Source organism: Youngiibacter fragilis 232.1, assembly GCF_000495435.3.
Taxonomy (GTDB): Bacteria; Bacillota; Clostridia; order Clostridiales; family Clostridiaceae; genus Youngiibacter; species Youngiibacter fragilis.
This window is the reverse complement of the sequence record NZ_AXUN02000104.1, coordinates 1-3,277: the sequence shown is the minus strand read 5'-3', so window position 1 is coordinate 3,277 and position 3,277 is coordinate 1. Positions and strand designations below refer to the sequence as shown.

The window sequence follows — 3,277 nt, the reverse complement described above, 5'->3', positions numbered from 1 at the left end:
AACTGAAGCCTAGAGTAAATCCAACTATATCTCCCACTTAAAACAGCGAAGCGCCAATAAAGTGAACCCTGAAGCGCATTTTGGTGCTTCAGGGTTCTTCCATCTTATTCAGCCTTGAGTGCGGCTGCCATCTTCAGTATTATGTTCGCTGAGTTGCGTACTGCATGCGGTTTGAATTTCTCGTAATCCATTCCGGCTCCGGTATTGGCATTGTCTGAAATAGACCTGACAACCGAGAAGGGAACATTGTTCAGGCTGCAGGCCTGTGCCACAGCAGCGCCTTCCATCTCGCAGGCCGCCGCTCCAAAGGTCCGCTCAAGCTCCCTGATCTTCTCGCTGTCGCTCATGAACTGGTCACCGGTGACGATTACGCCCTTATGTGTCTTGTGGTCACCGCAGCATGTCGCGGATTCAAAGGCCAGGACTGAAAGATGTTCGTCGCATTTGAAGACGGAATCTTCAAGCCGTGGGATGACGCCTTTTGCGTAGCCTAAAGGCGTTACATCAAAATCGTGCTGGATGAGCGAGGTTGCAATAACGACATCAAGCGGGGCTATGTCCTTTCCGATTCCTCCGGCAACACCTACGTTGATGACATGTGAGACCTTGAAGTCATCGATCAGTATCTGGGTGCAGATGGCTGCATTGACCTTTCCTATCCCACTGACGACAAGCACGCTCTCAAGTCCGTTCAGATATCCGTGAAGAAATTCCATACCAGCCTTGGTGACTGTCCGGTTCATATCAAAACCATCCATGAGGGGCTCGAGCTCCTCTTCCATGGCGCATATTATTCCAAGTATCCTGTCCATTAAAATACCTCCCTGCATTCCTTATATACTGATGATACTAGAAATATCCGCCTTATTGAAGGAAAATAATCCAGTACATCTTAATAATGGGATTCTTTTGTAGTATCATAACGAATATGACAGGAGGAGAGGCGTGTGAAACAGGAACTGCAAAGGACAAGGATGCTGATAGGCGATGAGGGGCTCGACAGGCTCATGGACTCGAAGGTTTGCCTGCTCGGGCTCGGAGGAGTCGGAGGAGCAGCCTTCGAAGCTCTAGTAAGAGGCGGAGTGGGCATCGTAGTTGCCATCGACAACGATATAGTCACCATTTCAAACCTTAACAGGCAGACTATAGCGACCTACAGCACCATAGGGAAGCCGAAGGTTATTGCGGCGCTGGAGAGGGCGGAGGACATGAACAGGCACTGCCAGGTAATTCCTGTTGAGGCGTTCCTCACGCCTGAAAACATGGGTGAGCTGATACCTGAAGATACGGATTACGTCATCGATGCCATAGATACTGTATCTGCAAAGCTTGCTGCGATTGAATTCTGCAAGAGTAAGGGAATCAGGATAATCAGCGCCATGGGTACGGGGAACAAGCTTGACCCTTCAATGCTGAAGGTGATGGACATCAATGAAACCTCCATGTGCCCGCTTGCGAAGGTCATGAGACGTGAGCTCAAGAAGAGGGGGGTTACCAGCCTGAAGGTAGTAGCTTCACTCGAGAAGCCAATGGAGCCAAGGTCCTTCGATGAAGACCTGGATGGCCCGTCAAGCCTTCTGAAGTCGAAGAGAAGGACACCTGGAAGCACATCCTTCGTGCCGCCTGTAGCAGGTATGCTCATGGCCTCGGTAGTGATCAGGGAGCTCCTTGGAATTTACGAATAGACTCCGTAAAATATAAAAGCCGGGTTTTCACCCGGCTGCCTGACGGCTTAGCGAAACTGGTTTATCTCGCCATAATACTCGTATCCAAATTGTGAAAGACGCTCCAGCAATTCCTTCTTGTCCAGACTGAAGTGCGAACACAGGTCATTCAGTGATTTGAACTCATTCCGTAGTTTAGTGTTGATCAGGCTGCTAAGCATGAAGGGGTCCATGGTTTTGATGTTTTCAGGTGTCATTTGGTTCCTCCTTTATTGTGGCAGTGAAATCACGGGCTCCATCTAAGAAAATTATAATGGATAATCAGTTTTAATTTATGAACAAAATGAAAACTTAGGAGTAAACGTTTGAAAAATAACTAACACATAAAAATATGCCTGCATGATTACCGATTTCATAAAAATGAAAAATATCGGGAAATTTGATATAATTAATAGATAAGATATCAATAATGTTCTATCGGATAGGACTAAAGGAGCAGTCGAATGAAGACTTTTGAAGGATACAGCATAAGGGAGCTTCACCTGAAAAACAGGGTAGTGATGCCCCCCATGTGCATGAATATGGCTATAGACGGAGTTGCTCAGGATTTCCACCTGATACACTATGGAAATGCGGCTCTTGGTGAAATCGGCCTTGTGATAGTAGAGGCTACCGGCGTCAATCCTGAGGGCAGGATACTTGACAAGGACCTTGGAATATGGAACGAAGAGCAGGCCGAAGGCCATAAGATGATAACTGATGTTCTTCACAAATACGGGTCAAGAGCTGGGATCCAACTGGGACATGCCGGCAGAAAATGCAGGATCGAAGGAATCAGGCCTGTGGCACCATCTGCCATAGCATACAGCGGCGAATATGATATACCAAGGGAAATGACCAGTTCTGATATTGAGGATGTTGTCGAAGCATTCAGGTCAGCTGCAATAAGGGCTGTCGAAGCAGGCTATGATCTCATTGAGCTGCATGGAGCGCATGGATATCTAATGCATGAATTTCTGAGCCCCCTTACAAACAGGCGCAATGATGAATTCGGCGGAAGCCTTGAGAACAGGACGAGACTCCTTAAAATGACTGCAAAAGCCGTAAGGCATGCCATACCTCAGGATATGCCTCTGATACTCAGGGTATCCGCTTCAGACTATTTCGAAGGAGGCATTGACCTTGATGAGATGGTAAGGATAGTGGACATCCTCAAGGAAGACCTGGACATGGTACATGTGAGTTCAGGAGGACTTGTCGAGGACCAGAAGATCAGGGTATATCCAGGTTATCAGGTGAGATTCTCGGAGGAGATCAGGAATCGGTGTAAGATACCTACCATTGCAGTAGGTCTCCTTACCGACATAAAGCAGGTCGAGGAAATACTGTCAAATGACAGGGCTGACCTCGTTGCCCTTGGAAGGGTGCTTCTTAGAGACCCATTCATACTGATCAAGGAAAGCCATGGGCTAATTACTCCTCTCTTTGCATATAAGAGGGGCTTCAACGTGGAGTGGAGAAAGAAATGACGCCATGAGGTCATAAAACAAACCCAGCAACAGACTGCACATAGCATGCAGAATATTGCTGGGTTTTTCGTTGTGCGCCCGGCA

4 protein-coding genes are annotated in these 3,277 nt (G+C 47.5%); 2 read left to right on the top strand and 2 right to left on the bottom strand.

The window, feature by feature from the left end; all coding sequences use genetic code 11:
• Positions 1-104 precede the first annotated feature (104 nt).
• Complete coding sequence (locus T472_RS05955; protein WP_023387450.1) at positions 105-812, bottom strand: 5'-methylthioadenosine/adenosylhomocysteine nucleosidase; 708 nt, start codon at positions 810-812, stop codon at positions 105-107.
• A 162-nt stretch (positions 813-974) separates the two neighbouring features.
• On the opposite strand from T472_RS05955, the gene T472_RS05950 reads away from it, so the two are divergent.
• A complete protein-coding gene (locus T472_RS05950; protein ID WP_040906851.1) occupies positions 975-1,685 on the top strand; it encodes a tRNA threonylcarbamoyladenosine dehydratase in 711 nt (236 codons plus the stop codon).
• A 47-nt stretch (positions 1,686-1,732) separates the two neighbouring features.
• Here T472_RS05950 and T472_RS05945 read toward each other — a convergent pair whose 3' ends face one another.
• Positions 1,733-1,921 (bottom strand): DUF4250 domain-containing protein, encoded by a 189-nt coding sequence (locus T472_RS05945; protein ID WP_023387448.1) that lies wholly within the window; start codon positions 1,919-1,921, stop codon positions 1,733-1,735.
• A 246-nt stretch (positions 1,922-2,167) separates the two neighbouring features.
• Here T472_RS05945 and T472_RS05940 point away from each other — a divergent pair, with 246 nt between their 5' ends.
• On the top strand, positions 2,168-3,193 hold the full coding sequence (locus tag T472_RS05940; RefSeq protein ID WP_023387447.1) for an NADH:flavin oxidoreductase/NADH oxidase: 1,026 nt from the start codon (positions 2,168-2,170) through the stop codon (positions 3,191-3,193).
• Positions 3,194-3,277: the final 84 nt, after the last annotated feature.

Excerpts from the sequence above, each read along its gene's own strand:
- T472_RS05955 (WP_023387450.1), bottom strand. The coding sequence starts at position 812 with ATGGACAGGATACTTGGAATAATATGCGCCATGGAAGAGGAGCTCGAG.
- T472_RS05950 (WP_040906851.1), top strand. The coding sequence starts at position 975 with ATGCTGATAGGCGATGAGGGGCTCGACAGGCTCATGGACTCGAAGGTT.
- T472_RS05940 (WP_023387447.1), top strand. The coding sequence starts at position 2,168 with ATGAAGACTTTTGAAGGATACAGCATAAGGGAGCTTCACCTGAAAAAC.
- T472_RS05945 (WP_023387448.1), bottom strand. The coding sequence starts at position 1,921 with ATGACACCTGAAAACATCAAAACCATGGACCCCTTCATGCTTAGCAGC.